The sequence below is a fragment of the Streptomyces sp. GL_140 genome, assembly GCF_057834465.1.
In genome coordinates this window covers 8,458,753-8,479,131 of record NZ_CM174404.1, presented here as the reverse complement: position 1 = coordinate 8,479,131, position 20,379 = coordinate 8,458,753, and the positions used below count along the sequence as shown (strand labels likewise).

General features: G+C 66.1%; 15 protein-coding genes and 11 pseudogenes. 18 read left to right on the top strand and 8 right to left on the bottom strand.

What is annotated here, in order from left to right; all coding sequences use genetic code 11:
• The first annotated feature begins 48 nt into the window (after positions 1–48).
• From AC3IYJ_RS39110 to AC3IYJ_RS39090, 5 genes and pseudogenes are all read left to right on the top strand, one after another.
• Entirely contained in the window at positions 49–201 is a 153-nt protein-coding gene (locus tag AC3IYJ_RS39110) for a hypothetical protein (protein ID WP_489399226.1), read from the top strand.
• Positions 198–959: a hypothetical protein gene (locus AC3IYJ_RS39105; RefSeq protein WP_489399225.1), complete on the top strand. Its 762-nt coding sequence runs from the start codon at positions 198–200 to the stop codon at positions 957–959. Before AC3IYJ_RS39110 ends, AC3IYJ_RS39105 begins: the two co-directional genes overlap by 4 nt.
• Before the next feature lie 86 nt (positions 960–1,045).
• Entirely contained in the window at positions 1,046–1,237 is a 192-nt protein-coding gene (locus AC3IYJ_RS39100; RefSeq protein ID WP_489399224.1) for a hypothetical protein, read from the top strand.
• A gap of 70 nt (positions 1,238–1,307) precedes the next feature.
• A pseudogene (locus AC3IYJ_RS39095) lies at positions 1,308–1,571 on the top strand (IS6 family transposase); the annotation flags it as partial.
• Positions 1,572–2,016: 445 nt separating this feature from the next.
• Positions 2,017–3,051, top strand: a complete 1,035-nt coding sequence (locus tag AC3IYJ_RS39090) for a choice-of-anchor C family protein (RefSeq protein ID WP_489399223.1) — start codon at positions 2,017–2,019, stop codon at positions 3,049–3,051.
• Between the two features lie 592 nt (positions 3,052–3,643).
• On the opposite strand, the pseudogene AC3IYJ_RS39085 reads toward AC3IYJ_RS39090, so the two are convergent.
• Positions 3,644–3,853 (bottom strand): annotated as a pseudogene (locus AC3IYJ_RS39085) (IS6 family transposase); the annotation flags it as partial.
• Between AC3IYJ_RS39085 and AC3IYJ_RS39080 the strand changes: the two are divergent.
• The 4 genes and pseudogenes from AC3IYJ_RS39080 to AC3IYJ_RS39065 form a co-directional block, all read left to right on the top strand.
• Positions 3,852–4,544: pseudogene (locus AC3IYJ_RS39080) on the top strand (PP2C family protein-serine/threonine phosphatase); the annotation flags it as partial. The pseudogenes AC3IYJ_RS39085 and AC3IYJ_RS39080 sit on opposite strands and share 2 nt — an antisense overlap.
• Positions 4,545–4,885: 341 nt before the next feature.
• A pseudogene (locus AC3IYJ_RS39075) lies at positions 4,886–5,101 on the top strand (early set domain-containing protein).
• A 99-nt stretch (positions 5,102–5,200) separates the two neighbouring features.
• Positions 5,201–5,473, top strand: coding sequence for a hypothetical protein (locus tag AC3IYJ_RS39070; protein WP_489399222.1), 273 nt, complete (start codon positions 5,201–5,203; stop codon positions 5,471–5,473).
• Positions 5,474–5,969: 496 nt separating this feature from the next.
• Positions 5,970–6,809, top strand: a pseudogene (locus AC3IYJ_RS39065) (IS5 family transposase).
• A gap of 36 nt (positions 6,810–6,845) precedes the next feature.
• On the opposite strand, the gene AC3IYJ_RS39060 reads toward AC3IYJ_RS39065, so the two are convergent.
• Entirely contained in the window at positions 6,846–7,169 is a 324-nt protein-coding gene (locus tag AC3IYJ_RS39060) for a hypothetical protein (protein WP_489399221.1), read from the bottom strand.
• A gap of 385 nt (positions 7,170–7,554) precedes the next feature.
• Here AC3IYJ_RS39060 and AC3IYJ_RS39055 point away from each other — a divergent pair.
• The 4 genes and pseudogenes from AC3IYJ_RS39055 to AC3IYJ_RS39040 form a co-directional block, all read left to right on the top strand.
• Positions 7,555–8,363, top strand: a protein-coding gene (locus AC3IYJ_RS39055) for an IS5 family transposase (RefSeq protein WP_489399220.1) whose coding sequence is annotated in 2 segments (ribosomal slippage) — positions 7,555–7,903 and positions 7,903–8,363 — 810 coding nt in all. Because the reading frame shifts where the segments join, the coding sequence is not laid out codon by codon here.
• A gap of 198 nt (positions 8,364–8,561) precedes the next feature.
• On the top strand, positions 8,562–9,281 hold the full coding sequence (locus AC3IYJ_RS39050) for an amidohydrolase family protein (RefSeq protein WP_489399219.1): 720 nt from the start codon (positions 8,562–8,564) through the stop codon (positions 9,279–9,281).
• On the top strand, positions 9,205–9,510 hold the full coding sequence (locus AC3IYJ_RS39045) for an amidohydrolase family protein (RefSeq protein WP_489399218.1): 306 nt from the start codon (positions 9,205–9,207) through the stop codon (positions 9,508–9,510). Before AC3IYJ_RS39050 ends, AC3IYJ_RS39045 begins: the two co-directional genes overlap by 77 nt.
• A 52-nt stretch (positions 9,511–9,562) precedes the next feature.
• Positions 9,563–9,865: pseudogene (locus AC3IYJ_RS39040) on the top strand (transposase); the annotation flags it as partial.
• A gap of 11 nt (positions 9,866–9,876) precedes the next feature.
• Here the strand turns inward: AC3IYJ_RS39040 and AC3IYJ_RS39035 are convergent.
• A protein-coding gene (locus AC3IYJ_RS39035) for an IS630 family transposase (RefSeq protein WP_489399102.1) occupies positions 9,877–10,949 on the bottom strand; the annotation gives its coding sequence in 2 pieces (ribosomal slippage) (positions 9,877–10,500 and positions 10,503–10,949; 1,071 coding nt in all).
• Between the two features lie 65 nt (positions 10,950–11,014).
• Here AC3IYJ_RS39035 and AC3IYJ_RS39030 point away from each other — a divergent pair.
• Positions 11,015–11,122, top strand: a pseudogene (locus tag AC3IYJ_RS39030) (IS5/IS1182 family transposase); the annotation flags it as partial.
• A 31-nt stretch (positions 11,123–11,153) separates the two neighbouring features.
• Here the strand turns inward: AC3IYJ_RS39030 and AC3IYJ_RS39025 are convergent.
• Positions 11,154–12,358, bottom strand: a protein-coding gene (locus tag AC3IYJ_RS39025; protein ID WP_489399112.1) for an IS3 family transposase whose coding sequence is annotated in 2 segments (ribosomal slippage) — positions 11,154–12,118 and positions 12,118–12,358 — 1,206 coding nt in all. Because the reading frame shifts where the segments join, the coding sequence is not laid out codon by codon here.
• 70 nt (positions 12,359–12,428) lie between these two features.
• On the opposite strand from AC3IYJ_RS39025, the pseudogene AC3IYJ_RS39020 reads away from it, so the two are divergent.
• A pseudogene (locus AC3IYJ_RS39020) lies at positions 12,429–12,905 on the top strand (IS5 family transposase); the annotation flags it as partial.
• Positions 12,906–13,010: 105 nt separating this feature from the next.
• A pseudogene (locus AC3IYJ_RS39015) lies at positions 13,011–13,539 on the top strand (transposase); the annotation flags it as partial.
• Positions 13,540–13,586: 47 nt separating this feature from the next.
• Here AC3IYJ_RS39015 and AC3IYJ_RS39010 read toward each other — a convergent pair.
• Together AC3IYJ_RS39010 and AC3IYJ_RS39005 are read right to left on the bottom strand one after the other, a co-directional pair.
• Complete coding sequence (locus AC3IYJ_RS39010; protein ID WP_489403075.1) at positions 13,587–14,414, bottom strand: hypothetical protein; 828 nt, start codon at positions 14,412–14,414, stop codon at positions 13,587–13,589.
• A gap of 291 nt (positions 14,415–14,705) precedes the next feature.
• Positions 14,706–15,302 (bottom strand): annotated as a pseudogene (locus AC3IYJ_RS39005) (glycine-rich protein); the annotation flags it as partial.
• Between the two features lie 480 nt (positions 15,303–15,782).
• Here AC3IYJ_RS39005 and AC3IYJ_RS39000 point away from each other — a divergent pair.
• Positions 15,783–17,368 (top strand): annotated as a pseudogene (locus AC3IYJ_RS39000) (ISL3 family transposase).
• A 1,203-nt stretch (positions 17,369–18,571) separates the two neighbouring features.
• Positions 18,572–19,645, top strand: coding sequence for a hypothetical protein (locus AC3IYJ_RS38995; RefSeq protein ID WP_489399217.1), 1,074 nt, complete (start codon positions 18,572–18,574; stop codon positions 19,643–19,645).
• A gap of 16 nt (positions 19,646–19,661) precedes the next feature.
• Here the strand turns inward: AC3IYJ_RS38995 and AC3IYJ_RS38990 are convergent, their stop codons facing one another.
• Both AC3IYJ_RS38990 and AC3IYJ_RS38985 read right to left on the bottom strand, forming a co-directional pair.
• Entirely contained in the window at positions 19,662–20,036 is a 375-nt protein-coding gene (locus tag AC3IYJ_RS38990; protein ID WP_489399216.1) for a hypothetical protein, read from the bottom strand.
• A gap of 68 nt (positions 20,037–20,104) precedes the next feature.
• Positions 20,105–20,341 carry an IS3 family transposase gene (locus AC3IYJ_RS38985; protein ID WP_489403056.1) on the bottom strand — a complete coding sequence of 79 codons (237 nt, stop codon included), beginning with the start codon at positions 20,339–20,341 and terminating at the stop codon, positions 20,105–20,107.
• Positions 20,342–20,379 lie beyond the last annotated feature (38 nt).

Genomic DNA, 20,379 nt, shown 5'->3' with positions numbered 1-20,379 from the left:
CATCCCACCCCACCAACAGCAACGTGACAGCACCCGTGGTACCAGTCGGTGGTCGTTCAGTTCGCGCTTGCCTTTCCGGGCAGCGGCTTCGCCCGGACGCTGCCCTGGCTGCGCCGCGCCGCACGCACCAAGCCGGACCCCCGCCTCCTCGACCCGCTCCCCCAGCTCCCCGAGCCGGCCGCACTGGGAGTTCTCCGTTGATTCCCCTGTCCGCCGTGGTCCCGGCCGCGGCCGCCGGCGTGTTCGTGGGCCCGGCCCTGCGCGCCCTCAAACCGGCCCGGTCCGACCTCGCGACCGTCCGGGACCGCCTCGACATCACCTACACCTCAACCCGGCCGCATCAGGCCCTCTCTGCGGGAACGGACTCGGTGCCCGAGCGGGTCAGTGCCCGGATCCTGGCAGCGGCCGGTGACCGGATCGCCCTGCCGATGCGGGACTTGAACCTGCTGCGGATCTCTCCCGAAGCCCACCTGGGCAAACGATTCCTGTACGGCCTGTACGGGCTGGTCCTGCCGCAGCTCGCGGTGGGGCTCCTTGCGCTCCTCGGCGTGGCTGTCCCCTTCGTCATGCCCATCGGCGCGTCCCTGGCCATGAGCGTGTTCTTCCGGCTGTGGCCCGGCAGGGAGGTCATGAAGGACGCGGCCGCGGCCCGCCTGGTCGTCCGGCACGCCGCCGCCTCCTACCTCGACCGTGTCGCCCTGGCCCGCATCGCGAACGCGGGCGCCGCGTTCGCCGAGGCCGACCTGTCCGGCACCACCGTCTGGGACGCCCTCAAGCAGCTCGGCGAGGAACTCGACATCCCCGAACTCACCCGCCCGCCGACACCCTCGCTCTCGCGGGCGACGGCGCCGCCGTCTGCACCACCCTGCAGGCACAGGCCCGCCAACTGCGCGTCGCGATCCTGGCCGACTCCAAAGCCCAGGCCAACGAAGCATCCACGGTCACGGTCTTGCCGGTGACCTTCGGCGTGATGCTGATGCTCGCCTTCGTGATCCTGCCCCCCATCGCCTCCATGCTCAACGGCTAGAAACCAAGGAAGAACACTATGGACCTTCGCCCTCTGACCATCCTTCTCGCCGCCCGAATCGAGCGGATGAAGAACGCCAAGAACGCCGGACAGTCCGCGGCCGAACTCGCCGTCGCCGCCGGACTCCTGATCGCCATCGCAATCGGCGGCGTCGCGGCCATCAAAACCTTCACCGACGCCAAGATCCCGCTCATCGGCGACGGCAAGTGAACCCGACCCCACACAGGTAGGAGGCCACGTGATGCTCGAAGCGCGGAGTGATCGTCTCCTATGAGACCGTCCGTCGATGGTGTGTGAAGTTCGGTCAGGCCTACGCCAACGCGCGGAGAACTCACTCCAGCCCACCCGCCAGCGTGAACGCGCGATGAAGGGGGTCAGGTTCACCGGATCCGCACAGAGATTCCTGTCCGCGTTCACCGGAATCCCACCCCACTTCCGACCCGGACGCCACCTCATGACCGCCGGACGCCACCGCCCCGAAATGAGTTTCCGCTTCGCCATCTGGAACCACATCACCAGCAGCACCCTGCCCACCACCGCCTGAACACACCCAGGACGGGGCTCCCGCACGCCCCCAAACGATCACAACGCCGATAACGTCACAACGTCATCGACCTACAACGACTCCCCCTTTACGTTCAGGACACACCAAGCGCCAGACGTACGGCCGCGCCCGGTACCCCCTCCGACGCCACCGCATCCTGCTCAGCTGAACAAGATCAAGATCTGCGATCACCGGCTGCGGAAATCTTGTAAGACCCGAACGATTTACATTCCCGCAAGCCCCTGAACAGCGAAGACGATGGAACTACAGCTGCCACGACTGAAGGCGGGGCGGTCCGGCGGGCCATTCGGGTGGTGTCGCCTCGGCCTTCGTGTTCAGACACATACCTGAAGGGCTTTCATGGTTTGCTGGTGCGTATGGACGGCCCTCAAGAGAGGGCCTGCATACACCGCTTCTCTGTTCTGGCTTTAGGAGCTAACTAGATATGCATCACTCCTTACTAAAGTCCTTATTGGGGCGTAGTTCGATGCAGGCAATCACCATCTCTACTGCGATGGTAGGCATTACTGCAGGTGGGTTCGGTGGTGTGGCGCAGGCCGATATTCCTGGCGCCGGCGGCGTCTACACAGGCTGCTACAGTTCCCACGTTGGCCGTGTTCGTGTCATTGACTACGAGAATGGCGACCGCTGCAAATCTAAGGAAAAGCAAATTCAATGGAATGAAAAGGGCCCTGAAGGGGCACAAGGACCGCGGGGGGCGACCGGACCGCAGGGAACGCAGGGGGCGACCGGACCGCAGGGAACGCAGGGGGCGACCGGACCGCAGGGAACGCAGGGGGCGACCGGACCGCAGGGAACGCAGGGGGCGACCGGACCGCAGGGAACGCAGGGGGCGACCGGACCGCAGGGAACGCAGGGAGCGACCGGACCGCAGGGAACGCAGGGAGCGACCGGACCGCAGGGAACGCAGGGAGCGACCGGACCGCAGGGAACGCAGGGAGCGACCGGACCTGCCGGAAGCGGTAGCTGTACTGACGTCACCGCTTTCACCGACGGCGGCTTCGAAACTGCCACCGTGCCGCCGGGCAGAAAATTGTCCTTCCGTGCAGGTCAGACCATGGGCTCATGGGCGGTCGAGGGTGGGGGTGTCGACCTCAACACCTCTGGGATCTGGGTGGCTGCGGAGGGCAATCAGTCCGTAAACCTCTCCGGGACAGGGGCAGTGTCCCAGACCTTCACGACGGCGCCGGGGACGCATTACACCGTGACGTACTCGCTCGCCGGTGACTTCTCTGGCCCGCCGGCTGTGAAGTCGGGGGAAGTCCTTATCGACGGGCAGGACTTCCAGGACTTTACCTTCGACACCTCCGGCAAGACCGCCACGGACATGGGCTATGTGACACGGCAGTTCACGTTCGTGGCCAACCGCACTGCCACGAAGCTGACGTTCGCCAGCACTATCGGGTCCTCGAACTGGGGCCCTGTCCTCGACGATGTCAAGGTCCAAAGCTGCTCGTGAAGCATCCGCAGTAGGCGGCCGTGTGACAGCGACCACTTCGAATTGACTCTGTCGCGAGTTCCGTGAAACCCGGGATATTGATCTTCGTTGTTCTTGATCATGCCGGGTGTCCATCACTGAGCTGACCACTGTTCTGGAGTTCCCACAAGGCCGGATAGTTAGCGTTTTCGCAGGTCACGCAAGGGGTGTTGGGGAATTTCTGACGCAAAGCAACGGAGCTCGTTGGTACAGGCAGTCGTCCCAGACAGCTTGTCCCGGGATGAGCTCCGTTGCCCGTTCATTTTGTCCCGCCGCCGGCGCTGACGGCCATCACCTCTACGGTGACCGTGGCCGCGGGCCGGTTCCCTGGGCATCTGGGAGGGCTACCGGTGGTTTGTTAAACCGGTGAGTAGAGATCAAGGGTGTGGCCGGTGCCGACGGCGTCGATCAGGGCTTGGAGTTCGGGTGGCGGGGGTGCGTTGGTCCAGGCTCGCCAGCAGCGTTGGAGGGTGATCCAGGGGGCGGGCCAGGCACGGACGGCACGGATTGACGTTGTGACGTTATCGGCGTTGTGATCGTTTGGGGGCGTGCGGGAGCCCCGTCCTGGGTGTGTTCAGGCGGTGGTGGGCAGGGTGGTGCTGCTGGTGATGTGGTTCCAGATGGCGAAGCGGATACTCATTTCGGGGCGGTGGCGTCCGGCGGTCATGAGGTGGCGTCCGGGTCGGAAGTGGGGTGGGATTCCGGTGAACGCGGACAGGAATCTCTGTGCGGATCCGGTGAACCTGACCCCCTTCATCGCGCGTTCACGCTGGCGGGTGGGCCTCCTGCCAGGCCACCCGCCCCCACTCGCCGGCCTGGACATCGCCTCCCTCTACCAGCCCGCCCTGGCATCCCACGAGGTCGGAGGCGACTGGTACGACGTCATCCCCCTGACCGGCGACAGGACCGCCCTGGTGGTAGGCGACGTCATGGGCAACGGCATCGACGCCGCCGCCACCATGGGACGCCTGCGCACCGCCACCTGCGCCTTCGCCGACCTCAACCTGGAACCCGACCAGGTCCTCCAGCACCTCGACAAGATCACCTGCGGGCTCAAGCACTACATCGCCACCTGCATCTACGCCGTCTACGACCCCCACGACCACCGGTGCCACATCGCCAACGCGGGACACCTACCGCCCGTCCTCGCCGCTGTCGGCCAGCATCCCCGGCTACTCAACCTGCCCACCGGCGCACCCCTCGGCGTGGGTGGCATCGCCTTCCACACCACCACCTTCAACCTCAATCCCGGCGACTGGCTCGTCCTCTACACCGACGGCCTCGTCGAAGCCCGCCAGCACCCCATCGACGAACGCCTGAACACTCTTGTGCACACCCCGGACGGACCACGTCGGCTCCTGGACGACACCTGCCAATGGCTCCTGCACTCCCTGCGACACCCCGACGACCACGACGACGTCGCAATCCTCATCGCACAAGCCACCCCCGCACTCTCTGAGCGCATGGTGCCGTAGAAGGAGGCTGGAACCTGAAGCCGCCCTCGCCCCCTGGCGGTCGGTGGTGAAGGAGAACGCGAACGAGCGGGCGTCACGGAAGCCGGATGTGTCCTGCTGGAGTGGGGCGATCACCAACGTCGGACGTGCTCCGGTTGGGTGGCGGAGGACGCCCGGGCCGTATTGTGGGTGGTGTCGGCATGCGGACAGGGGTGTGATGGGGCTGCCCCAAGGTCGCGGCCGTCCCGAACGACGGCTGCGGCGGGCCGTCTCCTTGCCGTGGAAGATGTCACGTCGCCCGGGGGCGGGGAGACGGCCCTGCGGGCGCAGGGCCGTGTCCTTCAACTGGCGGGAGCCGATACGTGCTGGAGCGCAAGCTGCTCAAGGGCCGTACGGAGGTCACGTTCGTTCTTCCGGCCGATACACCGCCCGGACCGGTCAGTGTGGTGGGTGACTTCAACGACTGACAGCCCAGCAGCAGCACGCACTCCTTCCGCTATCTGGCCGCCGGAGACTACTGGTTCAACGACGACAGCGCCGGAGACCGCGAGGGCGCCAACAGCCGCCTCCACACGTGAGGAGTCCGGCTGCTCCGCCCCCAGCGGCCGGGTGGCGAGCACCGTAGGCCGAGCGGGTCGTCAGCCGCCACGAGCGAGGGCGTGAATCGTTGCCCATGCATGACTGACCTGATGGTGCAGATTCCGGCCGACTGGCTCGCCCGGGTGTTCCTCTCACTGCGGCGTGGCACCTCGGACGACGCGCACACCCTGGCGGCAGAGCTCCAGCCGTTCACGGAGAAGCCGGGCCAGCGGGTACCAGTGCCCAGAGTGACGGTCCTGCGCACCGAGCTCGCGCTGCGCGGGGAACTGCGGCAGGTGGACGAAGGGGAGCGGCGTCAGAGGCTCTCCGAGGAAGCCGAGTACCTGATCAACGCCCGCCTGAGGCAGTAGGAGCAGGCACCACAGGCGCCGTCCGGCAACGCCTCAACCCGCCGTTCGCACGGCCCGGGTCCGCGCCGCCCGCTTCTGTTCAGCTGTGCCTTCAAGGTCGCCGTCCGCAGGGCCCCGGGCCGCATGACGATGCCTTGCCGTTCCAAGAACGAGCGCGGTGGACGCGGTCCCGTCTCCGGGCCTGGCCAACTCCGCGAGCCCGAGCGTTCTACCCGGCCCGGCGAGGAGGACCGCCGTGCCGCGCTGAGGGGCCGTGCGGCCTGTGCGAGGTCTCAGCGGGCGTTCAGGGATGGTTTGTGACGGTAGGCGAGGATCACGACTGTCAGGTCTGAGTCGTTTGACCTGAATACGCCCTCTCATATCTGTCCAGCTGCCGAGGTGGACGCCCATTTAGTCCACTTCTTGCGCGTGAAGTTCGTTTGGTTCGAGGATGGGGCGGAGACGCCCAGCGCCGGCGGAACAGCAGCGTCCGCCGCGTCCGTGATCACGCTGCGGCGTGAGCCAGCGGAAGCCGTACCCCAGTGACCTGTCCGACGCCCGATGGGCCCTGATCGAACCGACGTTGACGGCCTGGCGGAAAGCCCGACTTGACCGCCGACCCACCGGCCAGCCGCCCAAAGTCGAACTCCGTGACGTGTTCAACGCGATTCTCTACGTAAACCGCACCGGAATCCCCTGGAAATACCTTCCGCACGACTTCCCCGGTCACGGCACGGTCTACTTCTACTACGCCGCCTGACGCGACGAGGGAATCCTCGCCCATCTCAACTACGACCTGACCGGCCTGGCCCGCGTGAAGGAAGGGCGCAACCCCGAGCCGACGGCCTCCGTCATCGATACCCAGAGCGTCAAGACCTCCACCAACGTGCCCCTGACCAGCCAGGGAACGGACGCCGCGAAGAAGATCGTCGGCCGGAAGCGCGGCATCCTCACCGACACGATCGGCCTCATCCTCGCCGTGACCGTCGCCGGCGCCGGCCTCTCCGAGAACGCCATGGGAATACGCCTCCTCGACCAGGCGAAAGAGACCTACCCGACCATCGCGAAAAGCTGGGTCGACACCGGCTTCAAGAACGCCGTCGTCGAGCACGGCGCCAAGCTCGGCATCGACGTCGAAGTCGTCAACCGCAACCCCGAAAAGCGCGGCTTCCACGTCGTGAAAAGACGTTGTGCAGTCGAGCGGAGTATCGGCTGGATCATGATGCACCGCCGTCTCGCCCGCGACTACGAGACCCTCACCACCAGCTCCGAGGCCATGATCCACATCGCCTCGATCGACAACCTCACCAAGCGCATAACGGACGAGACCACACCAACCCGGCGAGGAACCTACTAGGGCATACAGGGCAATACGCCTAGATCAAACGCCCTCTCAGTTCGCCTCTGCGTTCTGCCAGACGACCCGTCCGTTGATCTGTACCGTTCCGGTCAGGTCTTCGGGGAGGGTGGCGGTGATCGTGCCCTCGGACTTCTCGCCGGCCCCCAGGGTCTCCCATCGGCTCTTGACGAGCTCGCCGACGACCTCGGACGGCCCGGTCAGGCGATCGAACGCCAGCGCCGGCGTCACACGGTGCGTAAGTACCACCTTGGTGACCGGCGCGGAGCCGTTGTTGACGATGGTCCAGTGCCAGGTGACGACGTCTCCCTCCTCAGAGATGTCGGGTGCGGTGTAGGAGAACTCGACGGCCTCGGCCATGACGGTGCCTTCCCAACAGGGGTGCGCGGGCCGCGCACGTGACCCGGTGATCATCCTCGGCCCGCCGGCCGGTATGAGGCCGCTTCGCTGATCTTCACTCTCAGGAGTGGTGATCGTTCCACGCCCGGCTCCAGTCAGTGATCACGCGCGTGGTCACCGTGGCGCCCTGCGGCCCGATGCCGTCGATGGTCTGCCGCAGCAACCCGTCCAGCCGCGTGCCGGCCGGGCTGAGCGACCGGTGGGGTGCCAGCCGCCTGACCATCGGGCGGGCCCGGCCCATCCGTCAGATCGAGGCGAATCCCTCGGAGAGGTCGAACGCCGACCGCGGGCCCTACAGGCGACTTAGAAGTCATCTCATTTGGGCTTCGCGGGTAGACTGTCGGCCATGGTGGGGATCGTTGAACGGCTGGTGCCGGACGAGCTGTGGGAGCTGTTCCAGCGGGTGGTGCCGGACGCGCCGTCGCGGCCTCAGGGCGGTGGGCGGCGCCGGCATGGTGACCGTGAAGTACTGGCCGCGATCGTGTTCGTCGCGACGTCGGGTTGTACCTGGCAGCAGCTTCCCAAGGCATCGTTCGGCCCCTCGGGGGCGACAGCCCACCGACGATTCTCCGAGTGGAGCGAGGCCCGGGTGTGGGCCAAGCTCCACCGGCTGGTCCTCGACGAACTCGGCGTCCGCGGTGAACTCGACTGGTCCCGCTGCGCGATCGACTCGGTGAACATGAGGGCCCTGAAAAGGGGGATCTGACAGGTCCGAATCCTGTGGATCGGGGCAAGTTCGGCTCGAAGATCCACTTGATCACCGAGCGGACCGGTCTGCTCCTGTCCGTCGCGATCTCGGGCGCGAACCTGCACGACAGCCAGGCTCTCGAGCCCCTTGTCCGCGGCATACCGCCCATCCGATCCCGCCGCGGACGCCGACGACGCAAGCCCGGCAAGCTCCACGCGGACAAGGGCTACGACTACGCCCACCTGCGACGATGGTTACGCGGACGCGGCATCAGACACCGCATCGCCCGCAGAGGCATCGAGTCCTCACAACGGCTCGGCCGCCACAGATGGGTGGTCGAAAGGACCATGTCCTGGCTCGCCGGCTGCCGACGCCTGCACCGCCGCTACGAACGCAAGGCCGAACACTTCCTCGCCTTCACCAGCATCGCCTGCACCCTCATCTGCTACCGCAGACTGACCAAATGAGATGACTTCTTACCCGCCGGCCCATGCGCTGACCCCGGCCCCACCCCGCGGCTCACCTGCTCCGCCTGGCCGTGCCCGGGAGGGCGGATCCCTCTGCGGCCCGTACGGTACGAAAAGTAGTGATTGGGACAGAGCGGAGTTGGTCAGTGTCAGTGTTCAAGTCTGTCGTCGCGCACGATCGGCGTCGAAGAGCACTTCGTGACGCCCGCGCTGGTCGACGACGTCGTACGGACCCTGTTCAACCCGCAGTACCAGGGCCCCGTTGAGGAGATGCTCGACATCGGGGCGGGCCGGATCGCGGCGATGGACGCCGCCGGGATCGATGTCCAGGTGCTCTCGCTGACGCCCCCCGGCGTTGAGCCCCTCGCCGCCGCGGACGCCATCGCCATGGCCCGTGACACCAACGATCTGCTAGCCGCGGCAACCGCCCAATGGCCGGACCGTCTGGCCGGCCTCGCGACACTGCCGCTGGCAGACCCGGAAGCCGCCGCCAAGGAACTGGAGCGGATGGTCCGCGAGCACGGCTTCAAGGGCGGCATGGTCAACGGCCACTCCCAGGGCCGCTACCTCGACGACGAGTTCTTCACGCCCTTCCTCACCCAGGCGGCCGAGCTCCAGGTCCCGCTCTACCTCCACCCGACGCTCCCGCCGAAACCAGTCCTCGAAGCCTCCTACACCGGCAACTTCTCCGCCGACATCGGCACCACCCTCGCCTCGGCCGGCTGGGGCTGGCACCACGAGACGGGAACCCACGCCCTGCGCATGATCCTCGGCGGAGTCTTCGACCGGCACCCGGACCTGCAGATCATGCTCGGCCACCACGGAGAAGTGGTCCCCCTTCATGCTCCCCAGGATCGAGACCGCCTTCCCCACCCGCTTCACCGGCCTGCAACGCACCGTCCGGGACTACCTGCGTGAAAACTTCTACTACACCTTCGGCGGCTGGAACTGGCCCTCGATGCTCGCCCCCGTCCAACGCCTCGTCGGCACCGACCGCATCATGTTCTCCACCGACTACCCGTACGCGTCCCTGGAGGACGCCTACACCTTCCTCACCCACCTCGAACTCGGCCAGGAAGACAAGGAACTCATCGCCCACGGAAATGCCGAACGCCTCCTCCGTATCGCCCCCTCAGCCACCAAATAGGCAGGCCGGGCTAGGGCGTGTCTGACGGGTCGGGTGCTTCGTTTCGTTAGATGTGGGACGGGGTGACTTACTGAATGAGGAATGGTCCCGGCTGGAGCGGCACCTGCCAAGGAATGCTGGGCGGGGCGGTCGGTGGAGCTGCCACCGGCGCGTGATCAACGGGATTCTCTTCCGATTGCGGACCGGCGTGCCGTGGAGGGACTTGCCGTGCCGATTCGGCAAGTGGCAGACCGCGTATTCGCGCCACCGCAGATGGTCGGCGGACGGCACCTGGGAGTGGATCCTGCGCGCGGTCCAGGCCGATGCTGATGCTGATGCTGCCGGGCGGATCGACTGGTCGGTGGTGTGCGTCGATTACTGAGGTTTTCAGGGTGGGGTCGGTGGGTTGATGGCCAGGCCGGTGGCGGTGAGGCAGCCGTCGATAAGGTGGGGTCGGAGCTGGATTCTGCGTAACTCGCGGCGGAGTTTGCGGTCGAGGTCGTCTGGGGTTCCGAAGGCGGTGTTGGCCGTGGCTCTGCGCACGAGGGACCAGACGGCTTCGACCGGGTTCAGGTCTGGTGCGTATGCCGGGAGGCGGATGGTGGTGAGCCAGTCGTGTTCGGCTTCGTAGCGTTTCAGCCCGGCGGCCAGATGGGTGTTGAGATTGTCCCAAATCACCACGATGGGTCCGCCGAGCTGGATATGTGCCCGTACCAGCAGGTCGCGGTAGTCCTGCCAGGAGAAGCTCTTGCGGGCGCCCTTGAGCAGGAGATGGTTGCGGGGCCGGTGGATGAGGCGGCTCGGCTCGCCGGGTTTGTAGCAGCACAGGGCGGCGACCGAGGTCCGGCGGCGGGAGCGGCCGCGGACGCGGATGACGGGGGTGTGTCCGCGCCGGCCCCAGGTGTGGGCACGCGGCGGAGTCATGGAGAAGCCGGCTTCGTCCTCGAAGACGAGCCATGCCCCGGACGCCGCCGCGAGGCTTTTACCTGCGGCCAGACCTCCTTCTTCCACAGCTCGATCGCGTGCTCGTCGCGCTCGAGTGCTCTGCGGGCGGGCGCCTGCCAGGACCAGCCGTGCCGTTTCAGCAGCCGCCACACCGTCGCGACCGACAGCGTCAGCCGCAGCCGGCGACGGATCACCGTCTGGACCCGGACCAAGGTCCAGCGTTCATCCTCGAAGCCGTGCGCTGAGGGGCCCTTGCCGAGTTCCTCCTCGAGCACGGCGAACTGGGTATTGGTGACGGTCGGGGAGTTTGCCGGGCCCGTCGAGCGCAGGGCCTCGATGCCGCCCTCGCGCCAGGCACGACGCCAGCGTTCCACCGACCGCACACTCACCCGCAGTTCCTTCGCGATCACGGCGGTCTTCTCACCCGCCACGAACCGCTCGCCGGCCTGAAGCCGGATCCCCTCACGAAACGCCCGACGCTCAGCAGTCAGGCCCCCACCCTCCGGATAACGCATACCACCTGCATACCGCAAGGATCATGAACCGTCACCACCCGACGACAACCCGAAATCCTCAGTAGACAGTCTGCCGGGCACACCAGCACGCGGCCGGGGTGCCCAAGCAGCCTCCGCGGCTGCCGGGTCGGCACAAGCGGCCCGCCCACCATCGCGACGACGAAGGGCTGGGGTGAGGTGACCCCCGGAATGTGGACACAGGGGTCATGCTGCGAGTGAGAGTTTAACTGTCTTGTGGTGCTGCTGTTCGAACTCCATTGGGGAGAGGTAGTCCAGCGCGCTGTGGCGTCGGCGGGCGTTGTAGTAGGTGAGCCACTGGAAGATCTCCAGCCTCGCCTGACGGAACGTCGAGAACAGCTTCCGGTGCATCGTTTCTCGTTTCAGGCCCTGCCAGAAGCTCTCGGCCAGGGCATTGTCGTAACTGGAGCCGACCCGGCCCATGCTCCTGCGGATGCCGTACCGATCGCAGACCTGGGCGAACGCGGCCGAGGTGTATTGCGATCCGCGGTCCGCGTGGAAGATCACTCCGGTGACGTCGCCGCCGCGGGTCGCGACCGCGGCCTGGAGTGCGTCGATGACGAGCTCGGCCCGCATGTGCGGGGCCATCGACCATCCGAGTACCCGGCGGGATCGGATGTCGATGACGCAAGCGAGGTAGAGCCATGCGGTTCCGACCTGCACGTATGTGATGTCGCCGCACCACTTCTCGTCCAGCGTGCCGGCGGTGAAGTCCCGCTGGAGCAGGTCTGGCACCGGCGGCGCCAGGCGGTCCGGGATCGTGGTGCGCTTCTTTTTCCGCAGGTGGCGGCCGACGATGCCGTGCTTGCGCATCAGCCTGGCCACGCGCTTGCGGTTGACCGTGTACCCAAAGCCCCGCAGTTGGGCATGGACTCGGAGCGCGCCGTAGTTTCCGCGGTGTTCGGCATGGATTTCGCGGATCTCGGCGACCAGGGCGTCCTCGGTTCCCTGCCGCTCGGCCCGCGCCTGGGCGCCGGCGATCCACCGGTAGTAGCCCGAGCGGGAAACTTCCAGTACCCGGCATATCCGCTTGATGCCGTACATCTCGGCGTGGGCGGAGACGAAGTCCCAAGCGGCGGTCCTCACTTCATCTCCCGCGCGAAATAGGCGGCTGCCCGTCGCAGGATCTCCCGCTCGAGCTGCCATTCCTTCTCCGCCTTGGCCAGCCTGGCGTTTTCCGCCCGCAGCCGGGCCAGCTCGGCCTCGGTGTCCTGCGACGCGCCGGAGGCGACCGGACGGTCTTCGGCGTCACGCACCCAGGTCCGCAGCGTCTCGGGGTTGACGTTCAGATCGGCCGCGACGTCCCGAAACGTCCGCCTGCCGGCCGAGGCCCGCCACAACGCGACCGCGTCGGACCGGAACTCCGCACTGTACTTCGAGGGCCTTGCCACGTGGATTTACACCTTCCAGGATCAACAAGATCCATTGTCAGGTGTGTCCACACCACGGGGATCACCTCAGGGGCGCTCCCGAGGCGGACTTACGACGAAGATCCACCTGGCCGGAGAGGGCGGCCTGAAGCCGCTGGCCGCACTGATCACGCCAGGGCAGTGGGGCGATGCTCCACAGTTCATCCCCGTCATCGAACGGGTGCGGGTCCAGCGTCCCAGCGGCGGGCGTTCGCGCACCCGCCCGGACCACCTGAGCACCGACCGGGCCTACAGCTCCCGTCAGATCCGCCGCTATCTGCGCCGGAGACAGATCAAGCACACGATCCCGGAGCCCGACAACCAGCGGGCCAACCGCCGTCGCCATGGCAGCAAAGGCGGCCGTCCCACCGGTTTCGATTCGTTGGTCTACCAGCGCAGGAACGAGGTGGAGCGCATGATCAATTCGCTGAAGGCGTTCCGGGCGGTGGCCATGAGGTTCGAGAAGCGGGCGTACATGTTCCACGGCACCGTGACCGTCGCCTCGATCCGTCTCTGGATCCGCCCGTAGCCAGCGTCGAATCGCGTCCGGGCCGCAGCGAGGTCAGGTGGTCGCGGCGCTGTTCTCGTCCGTTTAGCTGCCGACGGACCCGCTCAGGTACTCGAAGTCTAGGATGACGGGTTGAAGGGCCTGCCCGACGCGGTCACCGCGACCTGGCCCAAAGCCACCGTCCAAACGTGCGTGATCCACCTAGCGAGAGCCTCGCTCAGGCTCTCGTCGTCGCGGGACCACCCCAAGCTGATGCCGGCTCTGAAGGCCATCTACACGGCCCCGACCGAGGCCGCGGCCGAGCAGGCCCTCGACCTGTTCGCAGCCCTCTGAGCTGCGCGAACACTATCCGGCGATCGTTCAGACCTGGCGATCGGCCTGGCCGGAGTTCACGCCCTACCTGGCGTTCCCGCCGGCCATAAGGACCGTGGTCTACTCCACGAACATGGTCGAATCGATCAACGCCCGCCTCCACAAGGCCACCCGAAATCGCGGCCATTTCCCCTCGGAGCAGGCCGCGTTGAAGGTCCCCCACCTCGCGGTCCGCGAGCAGATCAACCCGAAAGCGCGGGACGCGAACCACGTCGCCGCACACTGGAAAGGGACACTGAACCAGTTCTCACTCTTCTTCGAGAACCGGCTCAGCACCCAATGACACCAGACGACTTACGCAAGATCGCTGACACGCCCCACGACTATGAATCAGCCCTGAGCGACGGTGAAGGTGACGGTGGCCGGGGTGGAGATGTTGGTGCCGTGGACGGCGGTGACGGTGACGGTGTGGCTGCCGGGGGTCCAGGGTCCGGCTTTGGCAGCGCGGTCGAAGATCCAGGTCCGGTCGGCCTTGATCGGAATGTTGTCGGCAATGACCGTCGATCCTTCGGTGGCGCGGATGTAGGTGCCCTGCTCGACGGGGGCGGGGACGGTGCCGGTGAAGTCGGGCCGCTCTCCGGTGGTGCCGCCGTTCTTCGGAGTGGTGATGACCGGGGTCCGGGGGTCGACGACGGTGAACGTCACCGTGGCCGGGGCCGAGATGTCGGCGCCGTGGACGGCGGTGACGGTGACGGTGTGGGTCCCGGGGGTCCAGGGTCCGGCTTTGGCAGCGCGGTCGAAGATCCAGGTCCGGTCGGCCTTGATCGGAATGTTGTCGGCAATGACCGTTGACCCTTCGCTGGCGCGGATGTAAGTGCCCTGCTCGACGGGGGCGGGGACGGTGCCGGTGAAGTCGGGCCGGTCACCGCTGGTGCCGCCGTTCTTCGGGGAGGTGATGACCGGGGTCTGGGGCCGGCTGCTGCTGGCCATGACGTTGACGGGGGTGGACGGGGAGGCCACATTGCCGATGGTGAAGGCCAGCTGCGACGTCCCCACCGGCGCCTTCGCATCAGCCGCCACTGCCACCCACAGCGAGACGTACGTCCCGCTCCCACCGAGCCCCGCCTGCGTCAGATCGACCTGGGAAGCGGTCAGCGTCTGCCCGTCGCCAGACACGGTGGCGTCAAAGTTAGTAACTAAACCGGTCTGCGGATTCATCACCGAAACCAAATATGTGGGCTGCGGCTGGAACTTGAGAAGCGCACCCGCCGGAAGCTTCACCGTCACATCCAGCGGCGGGACCTGCCCAGCCCCCTCATGAATCACCTGGACACCCGGATACCCGGACGCCCCGGCAGGCACAAGCGTCACATCCGGCGGACCACCCGCAACCACCGAAAAATCATTCCACTGAACTACCACCAGACCATCACTGCCACCCATACCCACAGTGCCCGTATACTGCGGGTCATCCTGCTTAGGGGCATTGTTCGAATGACTCGCACTGCCGGGCAGACCGGAAATGGTGATGCCATTGGTTACCGTAGAACCCGAACAATAACCGCCACCGCCACCGCCACCACCAGAACCATTGCTTAAATTACCGGTGCCGCCGCCTCCACCTCCCCAGCCGGACCCCCCACCGCCATCGGCCCGACTGTCCCCGCCTCGTTGCCCACCACCGACAATGGCATCACCGGGGTTGGAGGCTGATCCCCCGTTAGCCGAGCCTCCGATGCCACCACCACCGCCATGACCTGCAGTGGATCCGGCGCCGTCGCCGCCTTTCACGCCACCGCCACCACCACCAAATAGGGTGCTCCAATAGTCATCGCCGCCGCCACCGCCGGCGATGAGGGTGGGAGTGCTGGGATTTTCGTCGTGCCACAAGGCGCTCATGCCGCCCCCACCGCCACCTACATACTGGCCGCCTTGGGGACCACCTTGACCACCACCGGGGAAACCACCGGTAGAGCCCGAGGCAGTTTTACCCACAGCCAGAGAAAGAGTTTCTCCTGGTGTGACGGCAACCGTGCCACGGGTATAGCCACCCGCCCCACCCTGGCCTTGATTCTTTGAGCCCGGCCCGCCACCGGCACCCCACATGCGGACGTCCACACTGGTGACACCCGCCGGAACAATAAACGAGTCCTGCGCACCGGTAGCCTCAAATCGATGGCACCTGTCGAATCCATCCGACGGCGACGAGTTACCCGTCGTGCCCTGCGCCACGGAAGTACCCTGAGAGATCGGGCCAGCCAACGGACTCCTCAACGCCCATTCAGGCACCTGCCCCTGGGAAACCGGCCCACCGATGTCGCTCCTCATATCCTTCACTCCCTATCTATGCGAAATGGACCCCGGCTCCGCCCACAAGAAACAACAACCGGGCACAGCTTCTTCACCCCCTCATATGTCACCACCCACGCCATCCCCCTCGGAACCTTTGAAGGTTTTCCAACATCACGTCGAGGCGGGGAGTGAACCGTTCCGACTGGGCCTGCAAAAGGAACGGTTCTTACAAGATTTTCGTAGGCGTTGATCGCTGCAACTTGTCTGTGGCGTCGGCTGGTTGGTGGTGGCAAGCTGGCTGTGTGTGTCGTGAGGGTGGGGGACCTGTTGCCGCAGCTGGCCGCGGTGCAGGTCGAGCGTGTGGAGGCCGGCGGGGACTTGCTGCGGATCACCGCCCGGACCAGGGACACCGCCCCGGCGGCGTGTCCGGGGTGCGGGCAGGTGTCGGACTGGGTGCATTCGCGTTACGTGAGGCATGTCGCGGATGAGACGGTGGGCGGCCGGGCTGTCGTGATCGATTTATCGGCGCGCCGTCTGTACTGCGAGAACGCCGGCTGCGCGAAGGCCACCTTCGTCGAGCAGGTTCCGGGGCTGACCCGGAACCTGCTGTCAGCGGCGCACTCCGGCCCTGCAGAAGGTGGTGGATGCCGTCGCGGTGGCTCTGGCCGGAGCGGCCGGGGCACGGCTGCTGGGCGTGCTGCACCATGCCCTGACCTGGGCAAGTGTGCTGAACTGCCTGATGCGCATCACGGTGCCCGACCGGCCGGCCCCGCGGGTGCTGGGTATCGACGAATTCGCTCTGCGCAGGGGGCCACCACTACGCGACGTTCCTGATCGACGCAGCCACCGGCGAGCGTATCGATGTCCTGCGGGACCGGAGGACTCGGACGGTCACCGCCTGGCTCAAGGATCGCCCGGGCATCGAGGTCGTCTGCCGGGACGGCGCCGGCGGCTTCGCCCGGGCCACCACGGCCGCCGACCCGACGATCGTGCAGGCCGGTGACCGCTGGCACCTGTGGCACGGCCTGGTCGAGGCCGTGCTGAAGGAGGTGGGCGCCCACAGCGCCTGCTGGGCCAAGGCCGGCCCACCACTGCGGGAGGGCGTACGGGCCGCGACCACCCACGAGCGGTGGCAGCAGGTCCACCAGCTGCTGGATACCGGGGTCGGCCTGCTGGAACGCTCCCGTCGGCTGGGCCTGCCCCTGAACACCGTCAAGCGATACGCCCGCCACAGCGAGCCCGGGCACCTGGTCCGGGCACCGCAATACCGTCCCACCCTCGTCGACCCCTACCGCGACCACCTGCGACAACGCCGCCAGGAGGACCCCTCGGTGCCCGTCACCCACCTCCTGCACGAGATCAAGAAACCCGGTTACACCGGAAGCGCGAACCTCCTGGTCCGCTACATCACCCAAGGCCGGGTCGAAGCAGACCACGCCACCCTTTCCCCGCGCCGCGTCACCCGACTTCTGATCACCGACCCCACCCGCCTGCGCGAGGACCAGCGGACACTGCGCGACCAGCTCACCGCGGCCTGCCCGGAGATGACCGCCCTGGCCGGCGCCGTGCGCGACTTCGCCACGATGCTCACCCCGGCGCCCGACAACATCGCGGCGCTGACCGGCTGGATCACCCGAGTCCGGGCAGAGAACCTGCCCTTCCTCCATTCCTACGCCACCGGACTCCAACGCGACCGCGCGGCCGTCGACGCCGCCGTGACCCTGCCCTGGCACAACGGCCGCACCGAAGGCGTCAACAACAAAATCAAGCTGCTCAAGCGTCAGACCTCCGGCCGCGCCGGACACCGCCTCCTACGCCAGCGCATCCTGCTCAGCCGACCCCAACATCCACAACGATCAACGCCCACGAAAATCTTGTAAGAGCCACCTGGTGTACACCCTCCGCACCACGGACGACACGACGGGCTTCCTCCCAGACAGGCAACCCGGAGATCATCCCACCTCACCCGGACAACGTGACAATGCCGCTCGGACTGCCCCTGACCTGCAACGGAACGTGATCAACCAACTATGAATCAGCCCCGGGAAGAGCGAGGGGAAGAAGAGGAAGGAAGACATACAAGGGGGCAGGTGTGCGGGCTACGAGGAGACTTCCGCGGGAGCCGCCGTTCCCGGACACCCGGAAAACCCAAAAGAGCTGGCCACGCGAATGGAGTTCGGCACACACCAGACAGCTACAGCAATTTCACGGAAGAACAGCTCCAGGTAAAGGTGAATGTATTTCGGGCGACCGTGGAACATCAGAACATGCATTACTGGATGTGAAGATATCGGAAGTAGCGGCAAATCAATTCTCGGAAGCGAAATTCCAGCCAGTCGCCATAACGAAAGAAACCATCCAGTTCGCGATGGACGGGCTCCACCCACCCGGAAAATCCCAGGCCGCACGTCTGAGATTTTCCGCAAACGAGGAAAATCTACGGAGGTACGCAAAGAAAGGCCTCAAGGACGCAAGCAGCCGCCGGGAAGACCGAATCAGCATCCGGCTGATTACCTCCCCGACGTAGAACAAAAACGACCCGAAATGACGCCGACAGGATCACGAGACACCGAACAGGAAGGAATCCTACAATGGCACTTTACATCGTATTCGATAAATCGGGCGACAACTTCAACATCCACCTCAACCAGGCGGCTATCCAGGAACTAAAATCCGCATCCTCCGAATTCAATACCGACCTGGCTGCGGCCGCACAGCAATTCCCGGACATAGAAACCGTCATCCATGAAATTCAGTGGGACATGCGAGAATTGGCTGCCATGATTGACGCGACAGGACGGGTCAGCATTCAGGGAACCCTGCCCAATGGGCACCTTACCGGATGGACTCCCGACGACAAGTACCCAGGGTTTTCCGTGGTTCCGGGTGGTCCGCCGAATGTAACGCTTGTGCCTGCCGGGGCACCCGGACATCCGGGTGTACATGTGGCTGGGCAGGTCCCGCCGCTGGATGTGACGGTGAAGCTTCCGGCGGGTGCGCTTCTCAAGTTCCAGCCGCAGCCCACATATTTGGTTTCGGTGATGAATCCGCAGACCGGTATCGTTACTAACTTTGACGCCACCGTGTCTGGCGACGGGCAGACGCTGACCGCTCCCCAGGTCGATCTGACGCAGGCGGGGCTCGGTGGGAACGGGACGTACGTCTCGCTGTGGGTGGCGGTGACGGCTGATGCGAAGGCGCCGGTGGGGACGTCACAGCTGGCCTTCACCATCGGCAATGTGGCCTCCCCGTCCACCCCCGTCAACGTCATGGCCAGCAGCGGTCTGCCCCAGACCCCGGTCATCACCACCCCGAAGAACGGCGGCACCACCGGTGACCGGCCCGACTTCACCGGCACCGTCCCCGCCCCCGTCGACCAGGGCACCTACATCCGCGCCACCGAAGGATCGACGGTCATCGCCGACAACATCCCGATCAAGGCCGACCGGACCTGGATCTTCGACCGCGCCCCCAAAGCCGGACCCTGGACCCCCGGCACCCACACCGTCACCGTCACCGCCGTCCACGGCACCAACATCTCCACCCCGGCCACCGTCACCTTCACCGTCGTCGACCCCCGGACCCCGGTCATCACCACCCCGAAGAACGGCGGCACCACCGGTGACCGGCCCGACTTCACCGGCACCGTCCCCGCCCCCGTCGACCAGGGCACCTACATCCGCGCCACCGAAGGATCAACGGTCATCGCCGACAACATCACGATCAAGGCCGACCGGACCTGGATCTTCGACCGCGCTGCCAAAGCCGGACCCTGGACCCCCGGCAGCCACACCGTCACCGTCACCGCCGTCCACGGCACCAACATCTCCACCCCAGCCACGGTGACGTTCACCGTCGTCGACCCCCGGACCCCGGTCATCACCACCCCGAAGAACGGCGGCACCACCGGTGACCGGCCCGACTTCACCGGCACCGTCCCCGCCCCCGTCGACCAGGGCACATACATCCGCGCCACCGAAGGATCAACGGTCATCGCCGACAACATCACGATCAAGGCCGACCGGACCTGGATCTTCGACCGCGCTGCCAAAGCCGGACCCTGGACCCCCGGCAGCCACACCGTCACCGTCACCGCCGTCCACGGCACCAACATCTCCGCCCCAGCCACCGTCACCTTCACCGTCGCTCAGGGCTGATTCATAGCCGTGGTGATCATTTGGCTGTGCAGGTCAGGCGATGCCCAGGATGTCCAGCAGGCGCGTGCAGGTGCGTAGGAGACCTCGCGCAGGCCGGCTGCGATGTTGCTTTGTCCGTCGGCGCGGAAGGTGTTGATCGCTGGTTGCGCAGGGTGGCCATGTTTTCCGGTCCGTGCCTGGTCCGGATCTTGGTGGCGTCCTCGGGGAGGGTGGTGTCGCGGGCGTGGTACAGCCGGTTCTCGATCTCCCACGGTGAGCGGGCAAGGCGCCCCATCCGCTGTGGGGGTGCCGCCCCGGCGGGCAGGCCAGTGATCGCGTAGACGGTTTGCAGCGTCACCGTGCCGACCTTCGCATCGGTACGGTGACGCGGGATCTTGACGCCCTGTGCCACGTGCGGGGTGAAGCTCCCCCGGAGCACTGTCACCTTGAAGTTCCCCCCTGAACCTGGACAGCGGGTGGTTACGCTGCGGGGGTGAGGTCGCGTGTCGTCCAGGCTCTGGTTTCGAACGGGGTGACGTAGCCGTACACCGGGTGCTTGCGCAGGCGCGTGCGGTTGTATTCGACCTCGATGAAGCGGAAGATGTCGGCGCGGGCTGTTTCGTGGGACTCCCAGATGGTGGTCCCGATCTCCGCTTTCAACAGTCCGAAAAATCTTTCGGCTGCGGCGACATCGTAACATGAGCCCGTTCTGCCCATGCTCTGCCGCAGGTTCAACTCCTTTATTAGGGTGGTAT